Origin of the sequence: Candidatus Dedyshia acidiphila (assembly GCF_051025295.1) — a bacterium.
Lineage (GTDB): Bacteria > Acidobacteriota > Terriglobia > Terriglobales > Acidobacteriaceae > KBS-83.
Genome location: NZ_JBMGJV010000019.1, coordinates 1 through 12,788 on the forward strand (window position 1 = coordinate 1; position 12,788 = coordinate 12,788).

At 56.4% G+C, this 12,788-nt stretch carries 7 protein-coding genes and 2 pseudogenes; 5 read left to right on the forward strand and 4 right to left on the reverse strand.

Annotated features, from left to right (window positions below; genetic code table 11):
• On the forward strand, nucleotides 1-572 hold a 572-nt coding region (locus AC5IJH_RS09575), incomplete at its 5' end, for an FkbM family methyltransferase (RefSeq protein ID WP_491902593.1).
• 1,129 nt (nucleotides 573-1,701) lie between these two features.
• On the opposite strand, the gene AC5IJH_RS09580 is transcribed toward AC5IJH_RS09575, so the two are convergent.
• Entirely contained in the window at nucleotides 1,702-4,056 is a 2,355-nt protein-coding gene (locus tag AC5IJH_RS09580) for a choice-of-anchor D domain-containing protein (RefSeq protein WP_491902643.1), read from the reverse strand.
• Between the two features lie 2,238 nt (nucleotides 4,057-6,294).
• A pseudogene (locus tag AC5IJH_RS09585) lies at nucleotides 6,295-6,434 on the reverse strand (DUF1738 domain-containing protein); the annotation flags it as partial.
• 1,351 nt (nucleotides 6,435-7,785) lie between these two features.
• Between AC5IJH_RS09585 and AC5IJH_RS09590 the strand changes: the two are divergent.
• On the forward strand, nucleotides 7,786-7,935 hold the full coding sequence (locus tag AC5IJH_RS09590; RefSeq protein ID WP_491902594.1) for a hypothetical protein: 150 nt from the start codon (nucleotides 7,786-7,788) through the stop codon (nucleotides 7,933-7,935).
• A 41-nt stretch (nucleotides 7,936-7,976) separates the two neighbouring features.
• Here AC5IJH_RS09590 and AC5IJH_RS09595 read toward each other — a convergent pair.
• Both AC5IJH_RS09595 and AC5IJH_RS09600 read right to left on the reverse strand, forming a co-directional pair.
• Nucleotides 7,977-8,210, reverse strand: a pseudogene (locus tag AC5IJH_RS09595) (SDR family NAD(P)-dependent oxidoreductase); the annotation flags it as partial.
• Between the two features lie 410 nt (nucleotides 8,211-8,620).
• Nucleotides 8,621-9,538: a hypothetical protein gene (locus tag AC5IJH_RS09600; protein ID WP_491902595.1), complete on the reverse strand. Its 918-nt coding sequence runs from the start codon at nucleotides 9,536-9,538 to the stop codon at nucleotides 8,621-8,623.
• A gap of 492 nt (nucleotides 9,539-10,030) precedes the next feature.
• Here AC5IJH_RS09600 and AC5IJH_RS09605 point away from each other — a divergent pair, with 492 nt between their 5' ends.
• The 3 genes from AC5IJH_RS09605 (at nucleotide 10,031) to AC5IJH_RS09615 (ending at nucleotide 12,787) form a co-directional block, all read left to right on the forward strand.
• A complete protein-coding gene (locus tag AC5IJH_RS09605; protein WP_491902596.1) occupies nucleotides 10,031-10,477 on the forward strand; it encodes a nuclear transport factor 2 family protein in 447 nt (148 codons plus the stop codon).
• Nucleotides 10,478-10,596: 119 nt separating this feature from the next.
• Nucleotides 10,597-11,682: a glycoside hydrolase family 5 protein gene (locus tag AC5IJH_RS09610; protein ID WP_491902597.1), complete on the forward strand. Its 1,086-nt coding sequence runs from the start codon at nucleotides 10,597-10,599 to the stop codon at nucleotides 11,680-11,682.
• 70 nt (nucleotides 11,683-11,752) lie between these two features.
• On the forward strand, nucleotides 11,753-12,787 hold the full coding sequence (locus tag AC5IJH_RS09615; protein WP_491902598.1) for an amidohydrolase family protein: 1,035 nt from the start codon (nucleotides 11,753-11,755) through the stop codon (nucleotides 12,785-12,787).
• Nucleotide 12,788: the final 1 nt, after the last annotated feature.

Here is a 12,788-nt window from a genome sequence, read left to right on the forward strand (position 1 = left end):
TTTACCTCTTTGGTCCAACCCAACTTCGCCCTGACGACGTAGTTCTGGATATCGGTGCCTGCGAGGGGGCTTTCGCCGCGCGTGTGACGGGAAGAGTGAAGCGCGTTATCGCCGTCGAGCCCTCTCGCTTGATGTGTTCAACAATTCGTGCATTGTTCGAACTGCGGGGTCAGCCAACGCCGATTCTGCAGAATTGTTTGCTCGGCAGCCGGAACGGAAGCGCTTACTTTCTCGAGCACGATGACAATTCTGCAGGAGGAATGATTGTCGAACCTCAAAGCCCCGGATCTTATGAAATCCAGATCCACACGCTCGATGATCTAGTCGACTCACTAGATGTAAAACCGACGTTCATCAAGTGCGATGCTGAAGGCGCAGAGCCTGAGATCTTCTCTGGTGGAGCAACCTACCTGAAGAGGCATCGGCCGCTGCTGGCCATCACCACATATCACCATCCGGGAGACTACCGTGCCCTCCACGCGTTTCTGACCAATTTGGGATACAACGTGCTTGGCAAGGGTTTCCTTTACGCTCACGGAACACTCCTTGTTCAAATGATTCACGCCTGGTGAGCGCCAGGGTAAAACAGCGCTGATTCTCCACTTCCTAAGACTATTGCGTAAGATGGACCAGTTTTCGCTGGCCATTTACTCGAGCCGCTGAGGGAGCCGCGCCTAAGTAGCACGACCTGTCCACAGCATGGTGCTCTTACGAATCACTCACTCAGGTGAGAGATCAGGTGGAGAGCGGACAGCACGACTGTTGCACCACGTTGCGCAACCTGATCGGGCCCTCTTCGCCGTAACGAGGTGGGCAGAAACCTAGTTTGACAGTCGGACGCAAGTCTTTCATCTAGTGACCGGAATAGGTCATGGGTATGCAACCATGATTCTGCAAGAATGCACATGAACGCGTTGCGGCTCCTGTCAGCACGCGGGTGAACCGCCCTTCTGCTATTCGGCGCCAATCTCGAATGCTGCAATCGTACCACCGGCTTCTTCCCAGCTGGGCACAAGAACAGCAGACTCGACCGGGGTCTGGCACTTCCGCACCTTGCTCGTGGCGCCACTTGCCGGTAACGTCACACTGCTTCGTCCGTCTTGCATCCGAGTTCGACGGGGCAGCGGTCAGCTCGCAAGTTTCGATGACAATTCGTGAACCTGCATCCTCCGGGCGCCCACATTGCGGGTCTGCGCGTCGGAACGCGGAGCATCTGACGACAGAGCACCGAGTGACTGCTTAAGCCAGCTCGAAGCGAATGCAGCGCGTGCCTTCTCGCTAATCCCTCGGCCCACCTCGTCTCGATCGCGTTCGAGGTCATTGAGACGTTCCGTGTGCGATCGCGACCAGAATTGGAGAATCTGGAGAAGGTGCTAATCGAGGGCTTGCTATATCAGGGGCATAGGCAGTGTCGGACTGAAGGAAGCCGAACATCCAGCTGCCCGAGTTTGATTGTCCGCATCGGCGGGCCGGCAGCGCTCGAAGTGTCGGCGCCAGTGCAGTGCCACTGATGACAGGAGATGCTGAATAGGTTTAGTGGACATGCCACACAAGTGGCGAAAGGCAACGTGCTGGCCGGCGAACATGAACTCAGAAACTGCGCGCGACCCATCACATACTACACAGCTCAAGGTCTTTCACTTCAATGAAAGAACTTGAGCTGCCATTTGACAAACTCGTTGCCGGTGCCAAAAAGTGCCGCTACTTCTGCACCTTCAAGGGAAGGTTGAGTGACGCCTTGGCGTTGCCAGCCGATGCTTTGACGGTCACGGTGAAGGATGCGGAGTTGTTCGCGTTTGGCGTATAGCCGCACCCGGTCACGCCTACCATGCATGTAACGATCAAAAGCATAGCTGCCACCTTCTTATGTCGCCCGATTGCACAGAGGCCAAACATGCAAAGGCCCGCCAATCGAAACGTGCAGAGATAGCCGCTGGACGGGTCTTTGAGCATGGCGCTCTCATGTGTCTGTGCCACGGAGAGCTGGAGCGCTTTCGCCGTACCATCTTTTAGCGACACCGTCTCATTAATCACTGCGCAGCTTGGCGCATCAGCCGTCATACTGCCATCCGCGGCTGAAATGCTGCAGGTGAGAGTTACATTTCCCATGAAACCGTTCACTGGGGTCAAGACCAGATCTGCGGTAGCTGCATTTATCCCTGGCGACAACTGCAGCGCACCCGAAGCTGATGACAGTGTCACCGAAGGATGCGTATTGCTCACATCGACTCCGGTGCCACTCAGAGCAACAGTTTGCGAGAAGCCGGCGATGGAATCACTAAGGGTGAGCGTTCCAGTGCGCGCTCCCGGCCCGCTTGGGTCGAAGGTTACGGACACGACGCAAGAGGCTCCGCCAGCCAGAACGGGCCCACACGAACTGGTGTAGCTGAAGTCTCCCGTAACGGAGAAGACGATCTGCACATTCGCATTGCCCGTGTTGGTCACACTGATCTGCTGGGCAACACTCGGCGTTAACTCATCTTGCGCGGAGAAGACAAGCGTTCCAGGACTGACGGTGAGACTGGGGGACGACTGAGTGGGGATCGCGGAGTCGGAAAGACCGCTGGGACAATTAACTTGCTGAACGTTGTGTCTTCCGTCTGGATTGTAGACGAACTCGTAGTAAGCTCCCGGGCCGATAGCCACTGGTACGCCACCGCAGGTTAATACCGCTGGATGCCCATAAAAGCTCTGCCGTGTTCCGCCCCATCCCGTCCATGGATCAACGAAATTCGTAGCAGTGTCAGAACCCACAAAGAAATGCTGGCCACTAGACATTCCTTGGAAGTTGTTGTAATGATGCGGAGCGGTGTCCATGAGCACAAGGTAACTATAGTCGCCTACCCATGCGGTCCCCCCACCAGAAGTAGTGATCGTGAGTTGGTTTGGCGCCATACCTATAGGACCGCCGTTGGAGTACAGGTCCCCACCCCACCAGCACTGGCCATTACCGTAAGCATCAGGCCAGTCCTGGTGGCATTTGTTCCCAGAAATTACGCTTTGACCACCTATGGAGTACTCCCCGCGAAGAAAGCTCGGACCTCCAATTCCAACCTCAACACCGTCAAGATTCCCCGTCCACGTGTTGCCGATACCTACGTCATTCACTGCGTAGCATAGGCCACTCACCAGCGCCGGCGGAGATCCGGGATCTGTGGCGTTAGAGAATCCAGGTTGCCATGGCCCGATGTTCATCCAGGTGAGCTCATTCCCAAAGGCAATCCCACCGGCAGTAACAGCCCAGTCCGGTGCGTCTGCATCTGACAAACCTGATTGCCCGTTAGCTGTCCCCACGACTTGCTCTACGTTTCCGTTGGCGTCCATAAGGATCTGCCCCAGGGAGAAACGCGCGGGCACGTGAGGATATAAGGGGACGCCGCCATCAAGAGAGCCCGGTCTTAGATTTGCGAGGTTAGGATCCAAGCAGGCCGATAGTATGACGTTTTGTGAGAAGACACTGGCCCATGAGTCATTAAAGATCGCCTCTCGTGAGTGAAACTCTACCCGATTTGAAAGAATGCGCTCTTCTTGACCTTCGACGATGAGACCCATCCCGTCAGCCTGGAGAAGGTTTGATTGGATTAGGTTACCGCCGCCCCCCACGTGCATACTGCCAAGAAATGGATACTCTAATGAAGATCTGCTTCCTTTGACGAATGCACAGCCTGTACTGTACTGATTGTGACTGGCTTCTCCATCGAGCATTTGTAATTCCATCCCACCGAGGCGCCCTCTTATCTGAGAGGGATGGGCACACCACCACATGTCGACATTCGTACCAAAATTCCAGTCAAAGCTGTTGCTGATACCACCGAAGGTAGAAATGCCGGGCCCTCCAAAGAATCGTTCGTTGGTGTCTTGTACATGCACGCCACTCCCAAGCACTTGGATACCTATGTCTCCGGCTCCGGCCAAGCTCGCTTGCCCGCTCAAAGAGAAGCCTCGAATGCTCGCACCCGAGCCATTGACAATCAAGCAATCAGGCTGCTGGGGTTTGTCGGAAGTCGAGCAGCGTGTTTTGTTATCGGAGAGAAAGCCAGATGTATAGTCGATCACCAAGAGTGGCGACCCACCTGTCGCGGTGTTGTTACCGGAGTCTGTCTGCTGTATGTGGCATCCACCCGAGTAGTTCTCGGGAGTGTAACTCGAGCATACCAGGTCGACGTTTCCTGGGACGAGTAAGCGGCTTCCAGAGATAGGGTACTCTGCTGCAACAACCACTGTCGCGCGCGCACCTCTGTGGGCAATTCCCCAGCGGTACGCAGCCAGCATTGTCTGTTGCAGTGCGTTACCGGTCGATCCGTCCGTAGGATTCGCTACGCCACCATCGTACTGGACAGAAAGATCGCTAAAGATCCCATCTGGAGCGGACGCCTGAGCAGAAAGGCTGCCCGTGATCAGCGCGATCGGAACAACCAGGTGAATCAGTCTTGATCTTAGAAGGCGAAGACTGTAAGAGAGCGGAGCGAGGGTCCTCATCAAGCGCCGCGACAAGGATCTTCCTGTGTCCTGTCGCATGTCATGTCGTAGTGAGTCATATGATCCTCTGCACTGAGATCTGAAAGCAAATCTGCTTACGGGCATTTGTGAATGACGTCGTGTGAGCCGTGCGCCATATCTACAAGGCATCTATCGACAAAAACATTCTTTGCGTAACCGCAGAGGTAGGTACTTGAGGCGAGTAGACAGATGCTGATTCCCGGAACAGGGCATGGTACAGAAACGGGACGAGGGCAGTTACTGTGAGATGAGCATCATCAGTATGCAGGCGAGTCAAGCAGGCTAGCAGACCATTGCGGCTGGACTCCTGGAATTACATCCGACGATATGGTTCGCTGAAGACATAAATGGTCGCCAACGTTTGGCCGCCCGGCAGTAGCGTCTTCGAGGCGGAGGACACTTCATGGCTTCCGTATGCGACTGTGTTCTTGACGCAGCAGATCACTCCTGAATGCGTAGATCTCGTTGGAATCAGGGATGAATTGCCGCGTACGGCCGGTACCTCCTCCCATCCTCCACGTGCGAGAGGTTGGACGAGAGGTGACCTCGGGCTGCCCACATCGTCATCCTAGGCTTCATGCCCGAGTTGACCCGCATCAACCGCGAACATCCTTGATCTACAGAGTCGTCACATGCAATGGAAGTTCGACGCCGTTCGCGGGGAAGATCAGGGACAGTCAGGCCGGAGTCCACTGCAATTCTGGCGGCCGTTGAAGCTCGCGTAAGCTGGTGATCGGCTCGGAGGCGCGACGCAGGTGAGTGCACTCCCTGTGCACTACGGTTCGGGTAAGGAGCCAAACAATCGCGGCTCCCCCAAGCTTCACCAGGACCGGCGACGTTGCGCGACCTGATTGAAAGCGTTAGTCCTGGAGGGGATCCCTCTTTCCGTGCAGTTCCAATAGCACTTCTGTGACGATTCCCGAGAGCGACAAAGCTGTTCCAACTCGGCGCTTCGGGAACTTACTGGTCGCAAAAGATCTCCCTGGCTGCAGCGCAATCATTATAAATAGAAGCACTGCAGTAACTCACCAAAGACACGAATGGTGGTCTACGAGGATGTCCAAGGTTACGGAATTGAATAACTCAAGTTCTACTACACTCCGCCTCTGGTTGGTGTTAACGGAGATCGACGGCGATATCAGAAGTGACCTCGCGATGAGCCTTTTTGAAGGGTATGCGCATGCCGTTGTGAGATTTGAAGAGGCACGGACGTCTGCCGCGGAACCAGATGTCATGGCGCGCATATTGTTAGCATCAGGGCAGATGAGTGGTGACTACTCAGAGCTCGCTGCCTATATAAGAGAGATGCCAAGCAGACTCTCTCTGCTGAGAATAAGCGAGCAGGCGGTTTCGACCAACACTTTGGATTGCGCTTCGGCCTCTCGCCGTGTTCCCTACAACGCGACTTCTCGACTTCCTCTCTCAAGACAAACTGGTTCCTGCGTCTAGCCGCTGGCACAGGTGGTGACGATCAAGGTGGGTATGCAAAATCTGGGGAGATCGAAGCAACAGGAGTGGGACACACTTGTGGCTGTTAGCGCCGCGGCGGGACAGTCAGCGCCTAAGTTCCGACACCGCAGGATCGGGTCTGCCGACATATCCGAGTCGCGCCGCAGCGGACCTTCTCCAACGTCAGTAGTCCTCCAGCGTGACGGGCTTATCACTGCGAACGAAACGCTTATTGCTCGTTCGCATAGGAATGTCTGAAGCCCCATTGCCTGGACCGACCTCACGCCCAACCTCGGTTCAGGTGTCCAAGGCTACGATGCTGTGCCGCTCCAGCCCTCGGCTTCGGTCACGCGCGCGGTATGTCGTCGCTGTCCGGCGCTCGGCTTGTGCAGCATCTCGTGCGCGGTCTCGTGGACGAGGGTCGAGAACTCTTCCGCCTTCGTCTGACCGGGGAGGATGGCGATACGTCCGCCGCGCCGGACACCAGGTCATAACGAGTTCTTAGCGCCTGGAGAAGTGTTGCAGAGTGTTCCCCTGAAGTAGTTGCAGCTATGGCGCTCGTGGAGCTTAAGCATCGGCCTAGTCGGGGCGACATACGTCCGGGCATCTGGATGTGAAAAGAGGTCGCTTGGCAGCTTTGGGAATCGAAGATGGGATACGCACTCTCAACCGGCCGCAAGGAACTGGTGAACCATCGACACGGCTGTTGCGCCATCTTCGACTGCAGTCGCACATCGCTCCACTGAGTTGTCGCGTACGTCTCCAGCTGCGAACAGTCCTGGGCGGCCGATCTCCATATGAAAGGGCCGACGCTTACCTCGCGAATAGTGATCCGGGAGACAGGCCTCGCTCAAACAGCTGGTGAGCCGGAGCTCCTTCCTGCGGGCTGGACAAAGCGCAGAACCTTCTCCACAGGGAGACGCGAGGACGCCGCTTGAGGCGTCGATATCCGAAGTCTCAGCTCTCGCAGGACCGGTTCTGCGCTGGGTTGGGGCGCTATTCGGCAATTCGAAGAGCCAGCAAGCTAGGTCAGGTCTGTGCTTACGTCGGATAACAGATACTAGTTTTTGCTAGCTGGGACGCGCGAATGCTGCGGAAGGGCGTCAGCCTCTAACAAGTCCATACGCTGAGTCAGGCCGCCTTCAATGGTGTAGACGTTCCACACCTCTATGTCCGAGACAACCTTCCCTTGGAGATTCTGAACAGCTGGTGAACCCTGACGTCTGTTTGTATTCTCCCGTACGATCACTTCTAGCACTTCTACGTGAGGGTCAAATGCAGCCCATTGGCGAGTCCAGTATTCACGAATATCCCGCTTACCTTCTCTGAAGCCTCCTGTGCATTCAACAAGAGAGACGAGATAGCACCGTGGCCCACGTGACAGAAAACGTTAGCTGGCCCAAGGCTTCTGAAGCGGGCCGTGTCATACACATAGACAACCGAGAAATTGCGGCGATTTCCGTGGATTAAGGCTTAGCAACGATGGAGGTATCGTAAGCAAGGATTTCTGAAAAGAGGTTGCTTTGGTCTGTGCTGACGACCCGATTCGGTGGGCGGCCACTTGCCACCATTGTGGTTATTCATACTGCGGACTGATCCGAAGAATTGAGCGGACAGACTTCTGGTCAAAGCCGATTGGGCAACTTCCAAGCCCTTCTCCACGGCCGCAAGCATCAATAGCATCGCCGCGAGTGAGGTGGACCGGATCGCCTCCACTCGAGCCAACTCTTGATTCTTGGCGTAGAGGTTTTCAGCCATTGCTATGCAGGTCTCCGCGATTGCTGGTTGCAACGTGCCTGACCGCACGGACGCCTGCAGGATGGGAGGCACGGTCTTATGAGCCTCGAGATCGCCAAGGATCACCACGAGTACGCCTGCGAACATGCCCAACGGACGCTCGATCCCGGCTCTGCACGCAAGATTTCGGGCGCGCTTCGCTGGGTTCTTCCGCTACTTGCCGTGGCGTGGCGCTGGGACTCTCGCTAGCGCGCTGAATTTCCCTTCTCGAACCCCCTTCTGGTCATTGTTCACTGCTGCGCTGCGCGCACAATTGTGGCGATGCCCTTCACGTTAATCGAGAACTGATGATCGAAAGCTTCAATGTCGGCGGACGGGTCGCTAACCGAACCCGTGACGAACGTGCCCGCATTGTTCACGATAATGTCGAGGCGACCGAATAGGCGGTGGGTCCGCAGTACGAGCTCTTTAACCTGCGCGCTGTCGGCCTGATCAGCGTGAAGAGCTATCACTCGCTTCCTGTACTGTCCAGAGTGAGCGCTAGCTGCTCCGCGATCTCCTTAGACGAAACATAACTGAACGCAACGATCGCACCCTCTGCAACAAGGCTCTGGACGATAGTGGCACCAATACCCGCGAGCCCCCTGTCAACAGCGCTACCTTGTCTGATAGGCCTTGCACAATTCGTCTCCTGTCCGCGCGACCAGTCTGCAACGACTACACCCAGTGAGCCGCTCTAATCCGATGCCTATAAGTGTAAAGCTCCGTACAGCTGCCGGCTCCGAGGAGCAATTGAGATGGCTGCGTTCTTACGCCTCCAACTCACAACAAATGGAAGACAAGCTGCGAGTGATGCTTCTCATCATCATTGCGACGAGCCTGGACTTTTCGAAATGCAAATAAGCCGCTGAACGTAAGCTCACCGACACCTGCTTCACTTCTGCAAACTCGAGCAGGCGTCCACCCGCGTGCCACCGACAAGGGCGCAGGTCCTTGGAGAGACGCGTGAACAGACGTTGTCTTCCGTCACGCACGGCTGTGGGCGTTCACTGCAGGTAGCAGCCCAGGTATCCCCCCCACCCATGACGCCTACGTGGCAGTCATCGGGGTCGAGTGAACAGGCATTCGTCGTCTTCTTGATACACACCTGTGAGGTGGTCCGCGTCATGACCTGTATGTCTGAATGCTCTTTCACCATCGAGTTCGTGAGCCCTTCGAACGCGCGCCGGACGCCATCGGTTGATTGCAGCCGCGTTCGCACATCCGCCGATTCATAGCTCGCCATGTAGACGAACCACTTCTCGCCCTTGGCCGCAGGCGGCCCGTTCTTGTTGTATGCCGTCGTATACGGACCGAGAAATCCGGTCGGGTTTGGATAGATGGCGAAGCGGTACGTTTCGACGCCCTGCTTTTTGAGAGTGTCGAGATAATTTTCAGCCGCAGCAGGGGCGTCCGCGCTGGAATCAGGGAAGACCAGCAACCCCAATTCGAGCACCTGCGAGCCGGATTGGGCCAGTGTGTGAAGGTCGAAACGAGAATCGAGCGGCTTGACGAAGATCAAGGTCATGTTGAGTGTCTTCAGCCAGTTCGCGGCAACGGGCGTCGAGAAGAGCATATTGCCCATGTCCTGCCATTTTTGCTGATTCTCCCACCACGTCATACCCGTCCAGGTGCCTGCGCCCGTGTTCTCAGGAAGGCCCCATGTCGAATGCCACTCGCGCTCCACAAGTGGGCCTGGCTGCGCACTCAACATCGCGATGAACTGCGAGCGCCACTTGAACATCTCCAGCTTGTCGGATGTCGTACGGCGCAGCGCGATCTCCAGCATGGGGCCCGCGGGAAAACCTCCCACGCCGTCTTTGATGTCACGCCAGTTCGCAGGTAGCTGGGTCGATTCTGTGTCCGACGAAGAGCTCTGGGCCAATGCAGTCGACGGCCCAGCGAAGATGCTAAGCATGACAGCAAACGCCGAGACGAATCGTGAGACATCCCGCCATGAGCAACCACCAGCTGATTTTTTATTCCACATAACACTCTCCTAGAGACCGTTCCGTGTCACTTGGAGCTGCTCCGATCGCGCTTTTGGCAGCCGACTTCCATCCGGGACTCAACTAGCAACGCAGGCCCGCGCCATGGCTCAGGGTCATGGCATTCTGCATCCGAGATCGCCTCGACAGTATGAGCACTCGGACTTCTTCGGCCCGAGATCACCATCCAACTGATCATCTACACTTCTTTTCCCACTGAAGCGTCATGCTAGCACACTTTTACTTGACGTCAAGGTATACTCGCGTCGAGTGGCAGGGAGGAAAGAGCGACTATGAAGAGAAGCAATGAGGAGATAGTGAAAGAGCTTCTCGAAGGTGCGACGGACAAGTCTGTCGTCGACCGCCTGATGGCGGAGACTTCCGTGTACGTCTCGCTCACATTCGAGAATCCAGAACTCAACAAATTGATGCCCTGGGCCGGGACACACAAGGATGGAAGAGAGGGGGTCCTTTACACCTTTCGAACACTGAACACGTTCTGGCACATCGACGATTTCACCATCAGAGATATCTTCAGCTCAGGTGAAAATGTGGCGGTGTTTGGCACCTTTACTGTTCATTCCAAACGTCTGGACAAGATCTTTGTCTCTCCCTTTTCTGTTCATGCGAAAGTTAAAGACGGTCAGGTGTTCTACATGCAGTACCTGGAAGATACCTTCGGCACCGGCTCCACCTTCCGAGCAAATGGCGTGTGGACGTTCGCCGGCGATCCAAGTGGTGCGGACGTACAGGTAGGCGATTAGAGCACCTGCTTAGCCACAAGGGCCGCGAGGGGAGGCTGTTCGATCTCCGCTGGAAGGCCACCACTGACCGCGCACGTCCTCAAGACCACACAGGCAGGTTGAGAGATACTCGAGACAGCATGAGATCGTCTCTGTCTGCCTGCCTGTTCGCGCTGTCCTGCGCGCTTCCCTTGCTTCCCGCGGCCCGTTGCTTCTGTCAGGCATCCCACCAGCATCGCGGTGAGGTCCAGGTAAGCGGCAACCAACTCCTGCGGGACGGTCAACCCTGGATCCCGCATGGCTTCTACCAGATCGCTTTCGAGGTAGCACCCGCAAACCTGGCACGCGCGGACCAAGCTTTCTGGGCGACAGCCTACAGCCACTACTCACCGGACGAGTATGCGGAGATGCGCAACGCCGGCGCCGATTCCGTCCGGATCCAGATCGCCCAAGCAGCCGCAGATCCAGAGAGCCCAATCTACGACCGCTCTTTTCTGAGCAAAGCACTCAGTGCGATCCGTGCAGCACGGGCTGCCGGCCTCACCGTCATGGTTTGTGTGCAGGACGAGTCACACGTTCCCGGAGAAAAGGCTATCGATCTTCCCGGCGATGGCACGCGCCGCGTCTGGAGAGAGATCGCTCCGCAGTTCGCAAATGATCGCGGCGTCATGTTCGAGTTGTTGAATGAGCCTCGTCCCCAACCCAACCCGCAGAATTGGAGAAACTGGAAGGCAGCGATGACCGACACCCTGCGCACGGTGCGCGAGACGGGCGCTCGCAACGTCGCCATTGCCGACGGTCTTGGTGTGGGGCAGGTGATCGACGGCGCACCCCTGCTGGACGACCCGCAGGTTGCTTACGCCTCTCACCCTTATGCGCTCCGGCAGTACGGCCAGACTCGTCAGGCATGGGACCAGAAGTTCGGAAACTTCTCACGCAGGGCCCCGGTGATCATCACGGAGTGGCTGTCGGGCAGCTACTTCTGCAACGCAGACACACCTGAATCGACAGTGCAATTTCTGCAGTACCTGCAAGAGCACCGAATCGGGCTCGAGATGGGAATATGGGACTGGGCTCCCCGGGGCTTTGGCAGCGTTCGTCAAGGTTTTCCGAATGCGCGGTTCTCAAGCTACCGCGGCCTCTCATGCCACGAGCCGTTCTTCGGGTCCGGAGCCGTGATCGAAAAGTGGTACACCACCGGCATTCCGGCAAAACAGCCCGAATGACATCACGACGACGAGATTCGTAACGATCACATAATGCGATGAGCCGCAGCAGAAGGAAGGCGGAACCAGTATGAAGTTGATCGCCATTGAAGAGCACTTCCTGACAGCTGAGATTCGTGCGGCTTGGGCATCATCCGCGATCGGACAAGAAGGCACCGCGGCTTTCGACCTGGGAGACATCGAGGAACGGCTCAATGACCTGGGACACGGGCGAATCTCCCTGATGGACGAAGGCGGTGTGGATGTCCAGGTGTTATCTGTGACCACTCCAGCCCTGCACAACCTTGAACCGGAACAGAGTGTGGCGCTGGCGCAAAGCACGAATGACCGGCTCGCTGCTGCCATATTGAAGCACCCGACACGATTCCAAGGCTTCGCGACATTGCCGACTGCGGCGCCGCAACAGGCGGCAAGCGAGTTGGAACGCAGCGTTCAAACCCTTGGATTGGTTGGAGCGATGCTCTGTGGCCGCACGCGGGATAAGAACTTAGACCATCCGGAGTTCCGGCCGATCTTCGAAGCTGCCGCAAGGCTCGGCGTTCCGATCTTTGTGCATCCCCAGATTCCACAACGCGCTGTCAGGGAGATCTACTACTCAGGATTCGGAGATCCAATCGACACTGCATTTGCGACGTTTGGCTTGGGTTGGCACTATGAAGCTGGGATCCAATTCATCCGATTGATGCTGGCGGGCGTCTTTGACATCTTCCCAGATCTACAGATGATTCTCGGTCACTGGGGTGAAGTCGTTCTCTTCTATCTCGAACGGCTGAGCTCACTCGCGCGTGTCGCAAGACTGCAAAGACCCGTAATGGACTATGTGCGGCAGAACTTGTACATCACGCCGAGCGGGATGTGGAGCCACCCTTATTTACTCCGAACGCTTGAGATCGTTGGTCCAGAGCGAATTCTCTTCTCTACCGACTATCCTTATCAGTACCGTCCGGGTAAGCCGGGGCGAACTTTCCTGGAAGAAACCACCCTTTCTCCCGAGCAGAAGCAGATGTTTGCTCATGGAAATTGGCAGCGGCTGATTGGAACGCGCGTCGTTCCCAGACACGCTGAGCATAGCTCAGAGTCTCTCCGTGACCTGCCAACGGAGTGAC

Bases quoted from the DNA above. Each gene is read 5' to 3' on its own strand.
- AC5IJH_RS09590 (WP_491902594.1), top strand. From the start codon at position 7,786: ATGAGCCTCGAGATCGCCAAGGATCACCACGAGTACGCCTGCGAACAT.
- AC5IJH_RS09610 (WP_491902597.1), top strand. From the start codon at position 10,597: ATGAGATCGTCTCTGTCTGCCTGCCTGTTCGCGCTGTCCTGCGCGCTT.
- AC5IJH_RS09615 (WP_491902598.1), top strand. From the start codon at position 11,753: ATGAAGTTGATCGCCATTGAAGAGCACTTCCTGACAGCTGAGATTCGT.